The organism is Arenibacter antarcticus, assembly GCF_041320605.1.
GTDB classification, from domain to species: Bacteria; Bacteroidota; Bacteroidia; order Flavobacteriales; family Flavobacteriaceae; genus Arenibacter; species Arenibacter antarcticus.
The window spans coordinates 2805177-2821877 of sequence record NZ_CP166679.1 but is presented as its reverse complement, the minus strand read 5'-3'; the positions used below and the strand labels follow the sequence as shown (position 1 = coordinate 2821877).

At 39.5% G+C, this 16701-nt stretch carries 15 protein-coding genes and 1 tRNA gene; 7 read left to right on the top strand and 9 right to left on the bottom strand.

Going from position 1 to position 16701, the window contains the following annotated elements:
• Positions 1-43: 43 nt before the first annotated feature.
• From KCTC52924_RS11605 to KCTC52924_RS11590, 4 genes are all read right to left on the bottom strand, one after another.
• Positions 44-1030 (bottom strand): FAD:protein FMN transferase, encoded by a 987-nt coding sequence (locus KCTC52924_RS11605; protein ID WP_251808288.1) that lies wholly within the window; start codon positions 1028-1030, stop codon positions 44-46.
• Positions 1031-1185: 155 nt separating this feature from the next.
• Positions 1186-1644: a ubiquinol-cytochrome c reductase iron-sulfur subunit gene (locus KCTC52924_RS11600; RefSeq protein ID WP_251808287.1), complete on the bottom strand. Its 459-nt coding sequence runs from the start codon at positions 1642-1644 to the stop codon at positions 1186-1188.
• A 49-nt stretch (positions 1645-1693) separates the two neighbouring features.
• The gene (locus KCTC52924_RS11595; RefSeq protein WP_251808286.1) at positions 1694-2872 is read right to left on the bottom strand and encodes an AIR synthase related protein; all 1179 of its coding nucleotides are present in this window, start codon (positions 2870-2872) and stop codon (positions 1694-1696) included.
• A gap of 88 nt (positions 2873-2960) precedes the next feature.
• The gene (locus KCTC52924_RS11590; RefSeq protein WP_251808285.1) at positions 2961-5147 is read right to left on the bottom strand and encodes a glutamine synthetase III; all 2187 of its coding nucleotides are present in this window, start codon (positions 5145-5147) and stop codon (positions 2961-2963) included.
• 192 nt (positions 5148-5339) lie between these two features.
• Between KCTC52924_RS11590 and KCTC52924_RS11585 the strand changes: the two genes are divergently transcribed.
• Positions 5340-6368, top strand: coding sequence for a glutamine synthetase beta-grasp domain-containing protein (locus KCTC52924_RS11585; RefSeq protein WP_251808284.1), 1029 nt, complete (start codon positions 5340-5342; stop codon positions 6366-6368).
• Positions 6369-6492: 124 nt separating this feature from the next.
• Here the strand turns inward: KCTC52924_RS11585 and KCTC52924_RS11580 are convergent, their stop codons facing one another.
• On the bottom strand, positions 6493-7431 hold the full coding sequence (locus KCTC52924_RS11580) for a calcium/sodium antiporter (protein WP_251808283.1): 939 nt from the start codon (positions 7429-7431) through the stop codon (positions 6493-6495).
• A gap of 318 nt (positions 7432-7749) precedes the next feature.
• Here KCTC52924_RS11580 and KCTC52924_RS11575 point away from each other — a divergent pair, with 318 nt between their 5' ends.
• A complete protein-coding gene (locus KCTC52924_RS11575) occupies positions 7750-7902 on the top strand; it encodes an SsrA-binding protein (RefSeq protein ID WP_251808282.1) in 153 nt (50 codons plus the stop codon).
• A gap of 18 nt (positions 7903-7920) precedes the next feature.
• Here KCTC52924_RS11575 and KCTC52924_RS11570 read toward each other — a convergent pair whose 3' ends face one another.
• On the bottom strand, positions 7921-8433 hold the full coding sequence (locus KCTC52924_RS11570; protein ID WP_251808281.1) for an adenine phosphoribosyltransferase: 513 nt from the start codon (positions 8431-8433) through the stop codon (positions 7921-7923).
• An 85-nt stretch (positions 8434-8518) separates the two neighbouring features.
• On the opposite strand from KCTC52924_RS11570, the gene KCTC52924_RS11565 reads away from it, so the two are divergent.
• From KCTC52924_RS11565 to KCTC52924_RS11545, 5 genes are all read left to right on the top strand, one after another.
• Positions 8519-8592 (top strand) — tRNA-Arg (locus KCTC52924_RS11565).
• Between the two features lie 763 nt (positions 8593-9355).
• Entirely contained in the window at positions 9356-10267 is a 912-nt protein-coding gene (locus tag KCTC52924_RS11560) for a MerR family transcriptional regulator (protein ID WP_251808280.1), read from the top strand.
• 25 nt (positions 10268-10292) lie between these two features.
• Positions 10293-11759 (top strand): NAD(P)/FAD-dependent oxidoreductase, encoded by a 1467-nt coding sequence (locus KCTC52924_RS11555; protein WP_251808279.1) that lies wholly within the window; start codon positions 10293-10295, stop codon positions 11757-11759.
• Between the two features lie 3 nt (positions 11760-11762).
• On the top strand, positions 11763-12602 hold the full coding sequence (locus KCTC52924_RS11550) for a phytoene/squalene synthase family protein (protein WP_251808278.1): 840 nt from the start codon (positions 11763-11765) through the stop codon (positions 12600-12602).
• Between the two features lies 1 nt (position 12603).
• Positions 12604-13059 carry a sterol desaturase family protein gene (locus tag KCTC52924_RS11545; RefSeq protein ID WP_251808277.1) on the top strand — a complete coding sequence of 152 codons (456 nt, stop codon included), beginning with the start codon at positions 12604-12606 and terminating at the stop codon, positions 13057-13059.
• A gap of 90 nt (positions 13060-13149) precedes the next feature.
• Here KCTC52924_RS11545 and KCTC52924_RS11540 read toward each other — a convergent pair whose 3' ends face one another.
• From KCTC52924_RS11540 to KCTC52924_RS11530, 3 genes are all read right to left on the bottom strand, one after another.
• Entirely contained in the window at positions 13150-13719 is a 570-nt protein-coding gene (locus tag KCTC52924_RS11540) for a TlpA disulfide reductase family protein (RefSeq protein WP_251808276.1), read from the bottom strand.
• Positions 13716-14270, bottom strand: a complete 555-nt coding sequence (locus tag KCTC52924_RS11535; protein ID WP_353057506.1) for a TlpA disulfide reductase family protein — start codon at positions 14268-14270, stop codon at positions 13716-13718. The genes KCTC52924_RS11540 and KCTC52924_RS11535 overlap by 4 nt, the downstream gene beginning before the upstream one ends.
• Before the next feature lie 83 nt (positions 14271-14353).
• A complete protein-coding gene (locus KCTC52924_RS11530) occupies positions 14354-16621 on the bottom strand; it encodes an aconitate hydratase (protein ID WP_251808274.1) in 2268 nt (755 codons plus the stop codon).
• Positions 16622-16701: the final 80 nt, after the last annotated feature.

The following is a 16701-nucleotide window of genomic DNA, read 5'->3' as shown; positions in this document are numbered from 1 at the left end:
GTAGACAAGGTTCTTGTAAAATTACTGTAAAAGAAGCATGACATTAGTCGAATAAAATTCCCGGCGTCTTATGCATTATATTATTACTATCTAAAATAATGACTTCTGTTCCGTTCAATTGGTTTATTAAGGCCATACCACGGCCCACTCCAAGCACAAAAACAGCAGTGGACAAGGCATCACATAGTTCAGCACTCTTGGAAAAGACAGATACACTATTGATCCCGATGGCCGGAATACCTGTTCTTGGATCCATAATATGGGAGTATTTTTTACCGTCAATCATTACAAATCGATCAAAACTCTCCGTAGTTGCTACAGATGATTCCAGAACCGGAAGCCATGAGAATATTTTCCCTTTACTTAAAGGATTGGCTATCCCGATCAACCATTTTTCACCCGTAACCTTAGTTCCCCATGTCGTAAAATCACCAGCCGCATTGATTACTCCAGCACGAACCTGCTTTTCTACCAAATGTTCTTTGGCCTTATCCGCAGCATATCCCTTGCCAATGGCACCAAAACCAATTTTCATTCCTTTAATTTTCAAAAACACGGTGAGCTCCTTGGCATTCAGCTCTATATTTTGATACCCCACTTTAGTCAAAGATGACTTAATTTCCGCTTCCGTAGGTTTATAGTTCATGGCCCCATCAAAAGTCCAAACGCTTCCTAAACCTGCCTGGGTAATATCAAACGCCCCATTGGTGAGCTCCGAAATTTGAATGGCCCTTTCTATTAGCTGAAATAACTCAAAGCTTACCGCTACTGCCTTTATTCCCGCATTAGCATTAATGAGAGAGGTTTCAGAATTCTCATCCCAGGAAGAAATTAGTTTCTCAATTCGCTTTATTTCGGACACCGCTTCCTCTATATTGATATAACCTATCTCTTCATTATCGGCTACAACGGTAATATCAAATTTAGAACCCATCAATTTAATGGTTCGATGCACGGTAATAAAGTTCCTTTCCTGTGAAAATCCCACAAGAAAACAGAAACAAAGCATTAAGAAAATTACATTTCTCACCTAGCAAATTATTAGTTAGCGCTGCATAATTTAACCGAGTTGGCGATGTACTGGACGTAAATTTCTACCGTAATAGCTACAGAAATACAAGTCAACAGGAAACAATTTAGAGTTATAGGCAAATTCATAAGCGGGGGCAAGCTATAGGGTAGCAACTATTCAAAAATGCGCAATATATTTTCGCTGAGTTTGGTCTTAAATATTTTTAAGGGATTATTGGTGATGTCATTAATAGGAATACCGGTTTGATCGAATTCCGATCCATGGACGGAACAAGAAAAAATTCCGCCTTTATCCGCTACAAACCTCACCTGATCATTTTGTTCATGGCTACATATTTGGCTTGCAGCCACATAATTCCCCTCAAGGTTTTTTGCCACCACAATATCGGTATACTTAAGCGCCTGTTTGGATTTAACTAGGATGAAACCGCCTATTTTGACTAGCTTGGATGCTTCATCTGAATTCAAATTTATAGTAAAATCTACCTCCGAAGGCACAGGGTTTTTATCTAAATCATCTGCACTATCGGAAGAACACCCATGCAAACAAGAAAATGTTAACGCAAAGGCAGCCCCTGTCCCCAAGGTCCGTAAAAACTCCTTTCTTTCCATAACAGCCTTCGTTTATAAGAAAACGTTTGAAAAGTAAGATTCGTATACCTTAATATACAAAGGTGCCAAACTCACTCTGAATAGTGAGTTTTTTAACGGAACTAGCTTCTACCCTACCCACAATTTTAGCCTCTACTCCAAAACTCTCGGAAATTGCGATAAGATCCTCAGCAAACTCAGGTTTTACATAGACCTCCAAACGATGACCACAGTTAAAAACTTGATACATCTCTTTCCAATCCGTACCCGATTGCTCCTGAATTAGCTTAAACAATGGAGGAATAGGGAATAAATTATCCTTTATTACATGCAGGCTATCTATAAAATGAAGTATTTTGGTCTGTGCCCCTCCGCTACAATGTACCATTCCATGAATATCTTGGGCGCTGTACTTGCTTAATATCTTTTTTACTATTGGCGCATAGGTACGGGTAGGCGACAATACCAACTTCCCGGCATCCAAAGGTGCATTGGGCACGGAATCTGTAAGTTTTACGTTTCCAGAATACACCAAATCTTCAGGAACGGAAGCATCATAACTTTCGGGATACTTTTCAGCCAAGTACTTTGAAAAAACATCATGCCTTGCAGAGGTGAGTCCATTACTACCCATTCCCCCATTGTATTCATTTTCATAAGTTGCCTGTCCAAAGGAAGCCAAACCTACGATCACATCTCCCGCCTCTATATTGGCGTTATTGATCACCTCACTTCTTTTTATCCTAGCAGTTACAGTAGAATCTACGATTATAGTGCGCACCAAATCCCCTACATCGGCGGTTTCACCTCCTGTAGAACGGATGGTTATACCGTGACTCTCTAGGTCGGCGATCAATTCTTCCGTACCGTTGATAATCGCAGATAGCACTTCGCCGGGAATTAGGTTTTTATTCCTTCCAATAGTGGATGACAACATAATATTGTCTGTGGCTCCCACACAGATAAGATCGTCTATATTCATTATCAAGGCATCCTGGGCAATTCCTTTCCATACAGAAAGGTCACCAGTTTCCTTCCAATACATATAGGCCAAGGAAGATTTTGTTCCGGCGCCATCGGCATGCATCACCAAACAATAGTCATCATCATTGGTGAGATAGTCGGGAACAATTTTACAGAAAGCCTGTGGAAACAGCCCCTTATCAATATTTTTTATCGCATTGTGCACGTCCTCTTTGGAGGCGGAGACCCCTCTTTGACTGTATCGTTTACTATTGGATGAACCCATGATCAAAAGTTTGCGACAAAAATAGTAGAATCCACAAAAAAAGCCCACTAAATGTGGGCTTTTAATTCAATAAGTTACAAACGTCTTTTTATTTTATAAATAGGAGCTCCCTATATTTAGTCAAAGGCCAATATTCATCTCCAACTAAACGCTCCAATTTATCACAATGGTAACGAATCTCTTCAAAGTGAGACCTCACATTATCACAGTAAGCGAATGCTTTTTCATTAACATCAACCATATTATTGGCTTTCTTACGTTCCCCTACCATAGCATCAGTCCTTACTTTTATAACTCCAATATGTTCGGATATACGCGAAACAATATCTAGCTGACTCTCCGCCATTTTCTTATAATCATCGCCATAAAGCGATTTAAGACCGGTAATATTAGTTAATAATTTATTTTGATATTCTACTGCCGCGGGAATGATATAGCTGTATATCAGCTCATTAAATACTCTTCCCTCTATTTGAATATGCATAATATACTCTTCCAGCTCTACCTCCTGACGGACTTTTACTTCGATCTCGCTCATTACGTTCATAGATTTGAACAATGCCAGACTTTCCTTAGAGGTCAACACCTGAAGCGCTTGGGGAGTATTCTTATTATTGCTAAGTCCCCTAGTTTTAGCCTCCTTTTCCCAAGCTTCGCTATACCCATCCCCTTCGAACCTAATTCGTTTGGAAGTTTTAATGTATTCTCGTAATACGTTAAAAATAGCCTCATCCTTCTTAAGACCTTTCTTATCTATTAGAACATCAACTTCTTTTTTAAAGATCTGCAATTGCTTGGCAACGATGGTATTTAGAACCATCATAGGTTTGGCGCAATTGGCCTTAGAACCTACACCTCTCATTTCAAATTTATTGCCGGTAAAGGCGAAGGGCGAAGTACGATTACGATCGGTATTGTCTAACAATATTTCTGGGATCTTCCCTACGACGTTCAGTTTTAGATCCGTTTTCTCCTCGGGCGATAATTTTCCTTTAGTAACCCCTTCCAATTCGTTGAGCACTTCATTCAACTGCTGCCCTATAAAAATGGATAAAATTGCAGGAGGCGCTTCATTAGCCCCTAACCTATGATCATTACTAGCAGAGGCGATAGAAGAACGCAACAATTCCTCATAGGTATCTACAGCCTTAATGGTATTCACGAAAAAGGTTAAAAACTGAAGATTCTTCATTGGAGTAGAACCAGGGCTTAGAAGGTTTACTCCGGTATTGGTAGCCAAGGACCAATTGTTATGTTTCCCCGAACCGTTTACCCCAGCAAATGGCTTTTCGTGAAAAAGTATCTTAAAGTTATGCTTGTCCGATACCTTTTCCATGATATCCATTAGCAACAGGTTGTGATCTACCGCCAAATTGGTCTCTTCAAATATTGGGGCAAGTTCAAACTGATTTGGTGCCACTTCATTATGACGAGTCTTGACCGGAATCCCCAATTTGGTACATTCCTTCTCCAATTCTTTCATAAAGCTTAGGACCCTTTTAGGGATCACCCCAAAATAATGATCGTCCAACTGCTGCCCTTTGGCTGCAGATTGCCCAACCAACGTTCTTCCCGTAAGAGCAATATCTGGTCGGGAATACGCCAAGGCTTTATCTACCAAAAAATATTCTTGCTCCCAGCCTAAGGTGGCATTCACCTTAGTAACATTTTTATCGAAATATTTCGCTACGGCCGTTGCTGCCTCATCAACAGCATTCAAAGCCCTTAACAAAGGTGCCTTATTATCTAATGCCTCTCCAGTATAAGCTACAAAAACGGTAGGAATACAAAGGGTAGCACCGTAAAGGAATGCAGGAGAAGTAGGATCCCATGCCGTATAGCCCCTTGCTTCAAAGGTATTTCTAATACCTCCATTAGGAAAGCTAGATGCATCCGACTCCTGCTGCACCAATTGTCCGCCTCCAAATTTTTCCATCCCTCTACCTTCGGGGGTCAGGTCAAAAAAAGCATCATGTTTTTCAGCTGTCGCATTCGTTAACGGTTGAAACCAGTGCGTATAGTGTGTAGCTCCCATAGAGATGGCCCAAGATTTCATTCCTTCGGCAACCTGATCGGCCACCTTACGATCTATTTTGGTCCCTGAAATAACAGCCCCCTTAATTCGGTCATAGGCTTCCTTAGTTAAGAATTGCAACATTCTTTCCTCATTAAAAACGTTGGCTCCAAAATACTCGGAACGCCTTCCCTTCTCCTTAACTTCTATCCTACTCCGATTATTACTACGCTCAAGGGCACTAAATCTCTGCTTTGACATGTATATTTTTTTTTACAAAAATAACAATTCTTTAAAATAATACAGCAAAAATAAAAAATATAATAAAATACCCTACCAAAATAGGGGGTGTCAAAAAAAATAATGATTTTTAGAACATTAACCCCCATGATTTTAAGGGTGCTTTTATAAAAACACTAAATTTGTTAATCTAATATTAAAATCAACAACATTATGAGCAAGTCTAAATTAGAATACATTTGGTTGGACGGGTACCAACCCACTCAAAACATGAGGAGTAAAACCAAGGTTGTGGATAATTTCAGCGGAAAATTGGAAGATTGTCCAATTTGGTCCTTTGATGGAAGCTCTACCCGGCAGGCAGAAGGAGGTGCATCTGATTGCGTATTAAAACCCGTAGCAATCTATCCTGATCCTGACCGTACCAATGCATGGTTGGTAATGAACGAAGTTATGAATGCAGATGGCACGCCCCATCCTTCAAATGCAAGATTCACAATTGACGACGACAATGATGATTTCTGGTTTGGATTTGAACAAGAGTACTTTATAATGGATGTTAAGACCGAACTTCCATTAGGCTTCCCAAGGGGAGGATATCCAAAACCACAAGGAATGTATTATTGTTCTGTAGGCGGATTAAATACCCACGGTCGTGAGTTGGTGGAAGAACATGCCGATGTATGTATTAAAGCCGGTCTAAATTTCGAAGGCATTAATCAAGAAGTTGCATGTGGACAATGGGAGTTTCAATTGTTCGCCAAAGGGGCCAAGAAAGCAGGTGATGAGATTTGGGTGGCCAGGTATTTATTGGATCGCCTGACTGAAAAACATGATTATTATATTGAATACCACCCCAAACCACTTGGTGACACCGATTGGAACGGCTCTGGAATGCATGCCAACTTTTCCAACACCACCTTAAGAACGTGTGGGTCAAAAGAAGTCTACGAAAAAATATGCGAAGCTTTCCGTCCGCTAGTGAAGGAACATATGGCCGTTTACGGTGCCTATAACGATCAGCGTTTGACCGGGAAACACGAAACCGCTTCCATCCACGATTTCACTTACGGTATTTCTGATCGCGGTGCTTCCCTTAGGATTCCGATCTATACTGTATCAAACGGATGGAAAGGCTATTTGGAAGACCGGAGGCCAGCCTCCAATGGTGACCCGTACAAAATTGCGGGTAGAATCATCAAGACGGTCAAATCTGCTGTCCTAGAGCCTCAGCACTCCTAATCAATAATCATTTATTTTTAGGGCCGCTAACCTAAAAAGGTAGCGGCTTTTTTTATGCCACTAATCGATTTACAACCCGATAAATCACCAGACAATATATTCTCACAAGCTACGAAACCCGATATTAGGTAACGGTTAAATACACAAATGTTATATATCCGCTCAGTAGGATCAAACCGTCTCTCCATCCCAATCGCAAACCTTTTGGAATGAATACCAAAGGCAATATCACAAACGATATTCCCAGCATCCAAAAAATATCATTGGTCAACAATCCTTGATCCATCACTTTAATAGGCTGTATCATAGCTGTTATTCCCAATACTGCCAAAAGATTGAAAATATTGGACCCAATAAGGTTTCCTAATGAAATAGCTTTTTCCTTTTTTAGAACCGCAATTACCGAAGCAGCCAATTCAGGGATACTTGTCCCCACCGAAACTACGGTAACGGCTATAATACGCTCACTTACCCCATAAAGGGTAGCCAAACCAACTGCACCTTGGATCAATAACTCCGATCCTCCCCATAAGGCAGCTCCTCCCAGTCCTAAAAATAATACCGTTTTATAAAGTGGAAGTGGCATATCATCTTCGGGCAATTCATCTACAACAGCCGTTTTTTGAAATCGCAATAGGTATACTAAAAAAATGAAAAGACAGATCAACATCGCGAGGCCTTCGTACCGTTGTATCTCTCCATCAAAATAAATAAATCCGAAGAACAGGAGGGAAGCCAACATCATAACGGGCCAATCTGTCGTATAGAAACTTTTTTTTACGTCTATATTTGAAAGTATTACAGTTATCCCCAGCACCAATCCAAGGTTTGCTATATTGGAACCAACCACGTTACCAAGGGCCAGATCCGGAAATCCATCCATTGCAGCTTTCACACTTACTATTAATTCTGGCGCCGATGTGGCAAATGACACCACTGTCATCCCAATCACTATTTTTGGAATATTTAGCTGCAAGGACATTGCCACTGCCGCTTTTAATAGCCAATTCCCACCAAAAATCAACAATACTAAACCAAAGCCTATAAATAGAATATCCTGCATTAAAAATTTTTTTGGCAAATATAATCAACTCACTATATAAAGGCTCTTTTTATTAGGCGTGAAAATTAAAAACCACCTAAAACCAACCATCCTCTACTTTAATGTCAAACAATATGATTCAATTCGTAAAAATACCACTACTCTAGACAATCTTATTTTTCATCCTTCGGCATGCGTAGAAACATAAAGTCTCGAATATAGCAAAATGGGGTTTCCGTGGATAGCCCATTTTGTTCCCTACTTTGTCATTATATTTGTATTTCAAGATTTCCATGCAATAAAGCAAATGGAACAATAGTATCAAAAAAGCAAGTATAGATGAAAAAATCTCTCTTCAGGTTTCTGGCCAAAATCAATAAAAGTATATTGCCCTCTTTTACAAAAAGGCGCTTGGATCTTTCTAGGGCTAGTAAATTTCAACTGGCAATCATCGGATGGCGCTATTATGTTACCATAAATGCGTTGGATTAAGGTTGATTTACAAATCACCTAAAATTTCATCAACGAGGCAATAGTGTACCCTTTCAACTTTTCATGTCCCTTTAAAAATTGCAGTTCCAACAAAAAGTTACATTGCACTACCTCTCCACCCAAACGCTCTATTAATTTACAAACTGCACTTGCGGTACCACCCGTAGCCAACACATCATCATGCACGAGTACCTTATCTCCTTTGGATATGGCATCTGAATGAATTTCTAGAACGTCTTCCCCATATTCCAAGGTATAAGTTTCACGTATTTTGTCAAAAGGTAATTTTCCCGGTTTCCTTACCGGAACAAATCCGGCACCCAAATCTACCGCAAGCATAGGAGCAAAAAAGAAGCCCCTACTCTCCATTCCCACCACTTTATCAATTTTTTGGTTGCCCAACATCTTCAAGAGCGCCTCTTTTGCTGCAGATAATGCATGAGCATCCTGCAATAATGGAGTTATATCCTTAAAATAAACCCCTTTCTCGGGGAAATCCGGTATGTTTCTTACGTATTCTTTAAAATCCATTTATTTTGCCTCAGTTATTTTGTGGTAAATGTAAAAAGAAATATATTTGCAGCCCGAAACAAAACCATCTTGTTTCGTTTCAAATGGCCTCGTGGCGCAACTGAATAGCGCATCTGATTACGGCTCAGAAGGTTACTGGTTTGAATCCAGTCGAGGTCACGAATAAATCAACAAAAGGGAATAACGAAGCAAGCTAAAAAACATAGCTTGCTTTTGTTTTTTAGAATGTGTAGTTATTTTTTGTTGATTTTCAAAGCGGAGCTTTCTCTGGTTCACGAGCAAAGCGAGTAATCCAGGATATTGACTACTAGTTGTGATTATTCAAAAATTGTCACCAATCAATAAAAGTAGAAGTCTACATTTTTACAGCTCTTAAAACAGGAGCTTTCTCTGGTTCACGAGCAAAGCGAGTAATCCAGGATATTGACTACTAGTTGTGATTATTCAAAAATTGTCACCAATCAATAAAAGTAGAAGTCTACATTTTTACAGCTCTTAAAACAGGAGCTTTCTCTGGTTCACGAGCAAAGCGAGTAATCCGGAATATTGACTACTTGTTGTGATTATGAAAAAATTATCACCAATCTATAAAGGTAGAAGTCTACAGAACTAAAAGAACACCCAAAAACATAGCTTGCTTTTGTTTTTTAGAATGTGAAGTTATTTTTGTTGATTTTCAAAGCGGAGCTTTCTCTGGTTCACGAGCAAAGTGAGTAATCCTGACAACATTCTACAGAACTAAAAGAACACCCAAAACATAGCTTGCTTTTGTTTTTTAGAATGTGTAGTTATTTTTTGTTGATTTTAGTACAAGATATTCATTTCCTCAGCACCTTCCAGTCACAAAATCTAATAATTCCTGCAGCAATTGTCCGACCAATCATTATAAGTCGTATTTTTGTTTAATCTTTTTACTTAAAGAATGAACAACGTTAAGAAAGAATTCAGCATACGCGATTTAGAGAACTTGTCAGGAATAAAAGCCCATACGATCCGTATTTGGGAGAAAAGATACAATTTGCTGGCCCCCGAAAGAACTACCACCAACATTAGGACCTACAGTTTAATCAGTTTGCAGAAACTATTAAATATTACCATGCTGTACAATGCGGGCAATAAGATATCCAAAATAGCAAAACTTTCCGATGAAGAAGTCCCAAAACTAGTAAAAGAACTAGCTGCCAGCAATAATAAAAACAATCATGCAATTGCAAGTCTAAAGTTGGCTATGATTAATTTTGATAAGGAACAGTTCTTTACCATTTATGATCGCATTTCAGAAGAAATGAGCTTTAGGGAAGTTTGGCTAGAGGTATTTCTTCCTTTCCTAGACGAAATTGGCCTACTATGGCAGACCGATACGATCTGCCCATCCCATGAACATTTTATTTCCCATCTTATCAAGCAACTCATTTTTGTAAACACCCAAGGTTTAAAAAACAAAGAGAGTCTTGATGCCAAAAAGACCTTTGTACTTTTTTTACCAGATAATGAAATTCATGAACTAGGATTACTGTACTTAAACTACGAATTGCTTCTAAAAGGACATAAAACAATCTATCTGGGACAGACCATGCCACTGGAGGGCTTGGAAAGTATTAGGCCGTATTTTGACAACCTAATTTTTGTATCCTATTTCACGGTTGCGCCCTCCCCCGACAAGATAATTAAATACATTGCTGATTTCCAGCAAATAGTAAATTCCAAAAACAAGTACCAATTGTGGCTTTTAGGACAACAGGTCCACCAATTAAAGAATACTTCAATACCGGATTGGATCAAAACATTTACAACAATTAACGCAGCTATTAAAGCTTCGTCTACCAATCATTAATTATTATATAAAGACGCTTATACCCATGAAACCCAAAGTAGTTATTATTGGATCCGGATTTTCATCCTTATCAGCCTCCTGTTATTTGGCGAAATATGGGTATGAGGTAGCTATTTATGAAAAAAACAAATCTGTTGGCGGCAGGGCCAGACAGTTTATAAGGGACGGCTTCACCTTCGACATGGGACCTAGCTGGTATTGGATGCCCGATGTTTTTGATAGATTTTTTAAAGATTTCAACAAAACCACCGCCGATTATTATGTTTTGGATAAACTGAATCCAGCGTATAACATTTTCTTCAAGGACGATGTAATAACTATTGGGGACAGCATGGATCTTATCTGTTCGGAATTTGAACGAATAGAAACCGGCAGCTCCAAACCCCTAAGGGATTTTATTGCCAGAGCCCAAAAGAACTATAAAATTGCTATTCACAAAATTGTTTTGCGCCCTGGCATTTCGCCTTTAGAACTGATAAGCAAGGAGACGATAGGGAACTTGAATCAATTTTTCACTTCCATCAGCAAAGAAGTCCGAAAACGCTTTAAGAATCCGAAATTAATTGCCACACTCGAATTTCCAGCACTGTTTTTAGGAGCAAAGCCAAGCAATACCCCCTCCTTCTATAGTTTTATGAATTTTGCAGACTTTGGCTTAGGCACCTGGCATCCGAAGGGAGGAATGCACCAAGTGATTAGAGCTATGGAAACCTTGGCAATAGACTTAGGGGTTAAAATCTATACAGACCAGTCGGTTACTAGAATAAATGTAAACAACAACGGCAAGGCTACTGGAATTCAGCTAAACGGCAATACCATAGCCACAGACATCGTCTTAAGCGGAGCCGATTATCACCATTCAGAGACCCTGTTGGCCCCAAAATTTAGACAGTTTTCCGAAGCCTATTGGAATAAAAAAACTTTCGCTCCTTCCTCCTTATTGTTCTATATGGCGTTTAATACCAAATTAAAGAACGTATCACATCACAATCTATTTTTCGATACCGATTTTGAACAGCATGCCAAAGAGATTTACGACAACCCCAAATGGCCGAAGGCTCCTCTATTTTATGCTAATTTCCCATCCATAACAGACCCGACTATGGCACCAGAAGGATGCGAAAGCGCCTTTTTCCTTATCCCTATTGCGCCCGATCTGGAAGACAGTCCCGAACTCAGAGAAAGGTACTATAACATTATTATGGAACGATTTAAAGAGCTTACAGGCCAAGAAGTGAGCAACAACATACTCTTTAGGGAAGATTTTTGTGTAAACGATTTTAAGGAGCAATACAACTCCTACAAGGGAAATGCTTATGGATTGGCCAATACCCTTACCCAGACTGCCTTTTTAAGACCTAAGCTAAAGAGCAAAAAAGTGGATAACCTCTTTTTTACGGGTCAGCTTACCGTTCCAGGACCAGGGGTTCCTCCTGCGCTAATATCAGGTAAACTGGTATCTGAACTCATCTATAACCAACTAAAACCTTAAAGAATGAAAGCTTTATTCGATACCGTTTCCTATAATTGCAGCAAGTTGGTTACAGAGCATTACAGCACTTCTTTTTCCTTAGCCACAAAAATGCTGGGAAAATCTATAAGGGCTGACATCCACAACATCTATGGCTTTGTGCGCCTTGCAGATGAAATAGTAGATAGCTTTCACGGGTATGATAAGTTATATTTATTCAATAAATTTGAAAAAGATCTTTGGGATGCCCTAGCACACAAAATAAGCCTAAATCCAATCCTAAATTCATTTCAACATACCTTTTTCAAATACGATATACCCTTTCATTTGGTAGAATCGTTTTTAAAAAGCATGCGGATGGATATGGGCGATAAAGTTCAGTTAAACGAAAGGGAGTATAGGGAATACATTTACGGATCAGCGGATGTAGTAGGGTTAATGTGTTTAAAAGTCTTTGTCAATGGAAATCAGCAAGAATACCAAAAATTGCAGCAATCGGCCATGGCCTTGGGCTCTGCTTTTCAAAAAGTAAATTTCTTAAGGGACTTAAAAGTAGATTATGAAACGCTTAACCGGAGTTATTTTCCCAATGTAGATTTAAACGCCTTGGATCAGGGTAATAAAAATAGAATCATTGCGGAAATAGAAGCCGATTTTAGAACGGGATACTCAGGAATAGTACAATTGCCTCCACAAGCCAAATTCGGCGTTTATATGGCCTATAAATACTATTCCAAGTTGCTTCAAAAATTACAAAAGACACCTCCCTTGGAAATTAAAAAGCGAAGGATACGGGTTTCCAACTATCAGAAATTTGGTTTGCTGGCCACTTCCTATGTCAATTATAGATTAAAAATGGTATAATATGAATATGTTTTATTGGGTATTGATTTTCATTTCCACCTTTTGCTTTATGGAATTTATGGCATGGTTTACTCATAAATTCATTATGCACGGTTTTCTATGGAGCCTCCATAAAGACCACCACCAAAAAGACCACGACTCCAAGTTTGAAAGGAACGATACTTTTTTTATATTCTATGCCATGATTAGCATGACTTTCTTTTATTTGGGGTCCCAGACTACTTTTTGGGCCGGATGGGCCATAGGATTTGGGATAATGGCCTATGGGGCTGCCTATTTCGTAGTTCACGACATTTTTATCCACCAGCGCTTTAAGTTATTGAGAAACGTCAATAACTGGTATGCCAAGGGAGTAAGAAGAGCACATAAAATGCACCATAAACATCTTGGGAGAGAGAAAGGGGAATGTTTTGGAATGTTAGTAGTCCCTTTTAAATTTTTTCAAAAAAACAAATAGAATATTCCTCGAAACCGACCATCTCTGAGGCAAGTTCGCGATCAGGGATCTTCCTAGAAATTTTAGATAAAATTCCTTCCTAGGAAAGGATTACTGCATTAATAAGTCGTCCAAAAGCTTTCTAGTCTGAGCACTGTTCCAATCTGCAGCTCCGGTTTCGGCTACTACAATCTTCCCTTCCTTGTTAATGATATAAGTGGTGGGAAGTAGCTTGGAACTAAGCACTTTGGGTTCTGGAGAATTGGAATAATAAACGGGAAGGTATAAATTACGTTTTTCGAGAAAGGCATCAACTTTTTTTCGATCATCATCGGTAACAAACATAAAGGTTACTTTATCCCCATAATCGTCATAAAGCTTTTGAAGGGTAGGCATTTCGGCCACACAAGGCGGGCACCAAGTAGCCCAATAATTAAGAAGTACCACATTTTTCTTTTGTGATTCAAACTGAAGTGTTTCGCCCTTCAAATCTGTCAATTCCCACTCATAGGTATCCAAAGGGGTTTGCATTCCTTCTTTTACCATGGCGGCACTTGTAGCCATTAACTTACTGGCCATTACTTTTACTTTAAAACCAATTGGTGTAAACAACAGGATCAGTATCCCTGCCAAAAAAATAAGGTTAACAACCCAATTCTTCTTTAATTTAACACCTTTCATCTCAATAAGAGCTTATCTATGATCAACTTCACCTTATCATTGTCCCAATCTGCGACTCCCTCCTTTTGGATCACTATCCTTCCGTTCCTATCTAGCAAGTAGGATTGTGGCGGCTTACTGCCATCTACAGGCATGGGATCGCCAACTATGGAATACGTAACCGGGAAGGTAAATCCCTTTTCTTTCATAAATTCCTCAACAGGCTCCCTTTCCTCATTGGTAATGAGATAAAAATCTACCCTCCCTTCATAGTTATCGTACAGCTTTTGGATACTTTCCAACTCTGCTTCACTGGGCAAGATCCAAGACCTCCAGAAATTAATAAAGACCACCTTTCCTTTAGATTGCTTAAAATTGAAAAAATCCCAATTGGCATCCTTTAGTTTCCAGTTGTAGTCGGTTACCTGCTCCCTGTTGTTCTCCTTGGTTACTTGTGGAGAAAATGAAAATATCTTGTTCAACAACACCTTGCTATAATCGCCAAGGGGCGTAACAAAAAAAGATAATACCAATGCCATGATGGCAATATTCAAAACCGTTTTCTTGCGCATTTTCATTTATTTTATAAGGTTGTCAAAACTAAAAAACTCCTGATGATTATCAGGAGTTTTTTGAAAGTATTTACTGTAATGTATTATACGGCATTTTCTCTTTTGATCACGTTAAGAGCTGAGCCTTCATTAAACCATTCAATTTGTTGCTGGTTATAAGTATGATTCAATTTTATAGTATCCTTACTGCCATCTGCATGAACCAGCTCCATAGTAATCTGCTTCTCTGGAGCAAATTCATTTATGTCTACAAAATTGAAGGTATCATCCTCCTGAATAAGATCATAGTCGTTTTCATTGGCAAAAGTAAGGCCTAACATTCCTTGCTTTTTAAGATTGGTTTCGTGGATACGGGCAAAGGATTTTACCAAAACTGCGGCCACCCCTAAATGTCTTGGCTGCATTGCAGCATGCTCCCTAGAAGAGCCTTCCCCGTAATTGTGATCACCAACCACTATGGTCTTGATACCGGCGGCTTTATAGGCCCGCTGTGCATCAGGTACTCCAACATATTCCCCAGTTAATTGATTCTTGACAAAATTGGATTTCTTGTTATAGCTATTAATTGCGCCAATTAAGGTATTGTTTGCTATATTATCTAGATGTCCACGGTATCGCAACCAAGGTCCTGCCATAGAGATATGGTCGGTAGTACATTTTCCATGAACTTTAATGAGGAGCTTTACTCCTTGCAACTCCGATACCTTAAGCGGCTCAAAAGGCTCGAGCAACTGAAGTCTTTCACTATCTAGAGCGACAATTACCTCGACCGAACTTCCATCTTCATTGGGAGCCAAGTATCCATTATCATCCACTTCAAAGCCCAATGGCGGCAGTTCGATCCCTCTTGGAATATCCAATTTAACTTCCTCTCCATCCTCATTGATCAAAGTATCATTCATTGGATCAAAATCTAACCTCCCAGAGATTGCTATTGCAGCGACCATCTCCGGAGAACCAACAAAAGCGTGGGTGTTAGGGTTTCCATCAGCACGTTTAGAAAAATTACGATTAAAAGAGTGCACAATAGTATTTTTTTGATCCCCCAACATATCACTACGGTCCCACTGTCCGATACAAGGACCACAGGCATTGGTGAAGATGGTTGCACCAATACTCTCAAAGGTCTTAAAAAGTCCATCGCGCTCTGCAGTAAATCGTATCTGTTCCGATCCAGGGTTGATCCCCAAATCACTTTTGGGTTTTAATTTCTTATCAATAGCTTGTTGAGCGATAGAGGCGGCACGGGTCAAATCTTCATAAGAAGAGTTTGTACAAGAACCGATCAACCCCCACTCTACTTTTAACGGCCAATCGTTTGCACGGGCCTTTTCTCCTAACTCACCAACTGGAGTAGCAAGATCTGGTGTAAAGGGACCGTTCAAGAGCGGTCTTAAGGTTGAAAGATCAATTTCAATCACTTGGTCGAAATACTGCTCTGGATTTTCATATACCTCATCATCTCCAGTCAAATATTCTTTAATTTTATTTGCTTCGTCTGCAACCTCTTCCCTATCTGTTGCACGTAAAAATCGCTCCATAGAATCATCGTACCCAAAGGTTGATGTAGTAGCTCCGATTTCGGCACCCATATTACATATAGTACCTTTTCCAGTACAGGAGAGGTTTTTGGCACCTGGACCAAAATACTCAACAATAGCCCCAGTTCCTCCTTTAACGGTTAGGATCTCGGCTACTTTTAAAATTACGTCTTTAGAGGCGGTCCAACCATTTAGCTCACCAGTCAATTTTACACCTATAAGCTTTGGAAAACGAAGTTCCCACGCCATACCAGCCATAACATCAACAGCATCTGCACCACCTACTCCAATGGCCACCATTCCCAATCCGCCAGCATTTACAGTATGCGAATCAGTACCGATCATCATTCCACCAGGAAATGCGTAATTCTCCAATACCACTTGATGTATAATTCCCGCTCCCGGTTTCCAAAATCCGATCCCATATTTATTGGAAACAGACTCAAGGAAATTAAAAACTTCATAACTAACCTCATTTGCTCTAAGTAAATCTGGCACAGCACCTTGTTTTGCTTGAATCAAATGGTCACAATGGGTTGTAGTAGGAACAGCAACTTTAGATTTTCCAGCTTGCATGAACTGTAACAATGCCATCTGTGCGGTAGCATCTTGAAGTGCAACTCTATCCGGTGCAAAATCTACATAGTCCTTACCTCTTCCGAAAGCCTTAGTCGGGTTCCCTCCCCATAAATGGGAGTATAAAATTTTCTCTGAAAGGGTCAAAGGTTTGCCAACAATCTCACGAGCTTTATCTACGCGCTCTGCCATGCTAGCATACACCTTTTTAATCATATCGATATCGAATGCCATTATATATAATATTACGAGTTAAATTAATTTTTCAAAATTAAGAAAATACCACAGTTTAATAAAACTTTTAAACCAAGAAT